Consider the following 1,724-nt stretch of genomic DNA (forward strand, 5'->3'; position numbering starts at 1 on the left):
GGTGATCGATCCGTTGGATTGGATGTTCAGTCCGTAGCTGATCCCCGAGGCGCCCGCCGGAAGAGCCGGCGTGGTCCACGTGATCTGGGTCCAGTTGCTACTGGCGTTGAACAGCGGACTTGCGGTCCAGTAGGTCCAGTACCCGGTTCCGGTGCGGTAATAGACCTCGAATTGGGTGATGACGTTGGATTTGTACCAGGCGCTGAGCTGATAGATATGGCCGGGAGTGCCCGTGGGTGAGCAGCCGCCGAGGTCCAGGGCGGGCAGGAGCTTCGCGTCACCGCTGACGTACCCGCTCATAGTCAACTGTTCCGCGTTGGTGCCGGTGTGTCCGGGCGAGACCACGGCGTAGCTGGGCGTGTTGGTGCCGTATCCGCCCGCAGCCCAGCACTGCGGAATTCCACTGGTGAGCGTCTCCAGGCTCGGGTTCTGGATCATGTTGGTTCCCTGTGGGGGCGGCGGCGGCGCGGCCGGGCCGGAAACGAGGGGCTGGACCGGCCCACCTATTACCTGGTCAACCGTCTTCACGGCGATGCTGCCCGCCGTCTGTTGTTGCGCCAGCCAGGAGGCGAATTGGCTGAACAAATCGGGGCTGATGGTGAGCGTCGGATCAGTCCCCACGGCGATGTGGTGGAACGTCAATTGAACCCAGCCACCGCCCGCAGCCTGCGCCTTGGTCACAGAATTTTCCAGGTCCGTCAGCGTCCACGTGCTGTCCACTTCCTCCGGCGCCGCGGTGTCATACGGGTTGGCGGGCGGGATGGTCTCCGCAGCAGGCAGTCCCGGATCGTCCTTGCTGTAAAGGTCCCCGAGCCCGCGCGCGCTGTTGAAACCGCAATTCTTCACGATGGTCTGCACAGCAGGATCCTGGGAAGCGAAGGGGTAGGCAAAACTGGTGACCTTGAAGCCCATGTTTGCCAAAGCGACCCTGCCGTTGCACACCTGCCGTGTCACTTCATCCGACGTCAACGTCACCAGATCCGGGTGCGTGACCGTGTGCCCGGCAATCTCATTGCCGTCCGCATAGAGTTGCTGCAAGTTGGCCGACGTGAAATAGCTCGGCTGGTCAACCCACCCGGATGGGACGAAATACGTGCCGTGAAGTCCGAGGTTCTTCAGCGTGGCGGCGGCGGTCAACTGGTCGGCGTTGCCGTCATCGAAGGTCAGCGTGATGACGGTGTTTGCAGCCGCATGCGCGGGCAAAGCAAAGCCGCTGAGGAGTGCCAGGACCATCGCGGCACACGCTCCAACGGCGGCCCAACGGACCCCGAATCGCCGTGTAAGCGTCTGCTCCTGCGTTGAGAGTCTAGCCACAACACTCACCGTCCATTCGATGCCAGGGCAACCGTCAAGGATAGGAGCATTCCCTCCTTAGGTCTTCGGCGATGATAGGACGTTGAATCCGGCCGCGTCTTGAGTGTGCTCACCCGGATGGGCAACACCGGACGCCAGCAAGCACTCTAGAGCTGGTTAACGAAATCAGAGTGCCTTGACAGCGCTCAAGACCTTGGTAAGACAGAGAGCAGCCTTCGGAAGAACTTTTCAGGCCGGGCGTAACTTTTCCGGGGCCGTGACGATTACATCGCTAAGGGTTGGTGCCCTCGCACCCGTTGCGGGTGTTCACTTTCTGGCCTTGGAGGTCCCATGTCATTCTTCACAGCGCTGCTCACCAGCAAGATCGCCGCCGGGGCACTGGCCGCCGGAACCCTCGCCGTCGGCGGAAC

The 1,724-nt window shown here is 62.1% G+C and carries 1 protein-coding gene; it reads right to left on the reverse strand.

Annotation, left to right across the window (positions count from 1 at the left end):
• Positions 1-1,314, reverse strand: a 1,314-nt coding sequence (locus AHiyo1_RS22385; protein ID WP_253257565.1) for a polysaccharide deacetylase family protein, incomplete at its 3' end; no start/stop codon positions are given.
• Positions 1,315-1,724: the final 410 nt, after the last annotated feature.

Origin of the sequence: Arthrobacter sp. Hiyo1 (assembly GCF_001263615.2) — a bacterium.
Classification (GTDB): domain Bacteria; phylum Actinomycetota; class Actinomycetes; order Actinomycetales; family Micrococcaceae; genus Arthrobacter.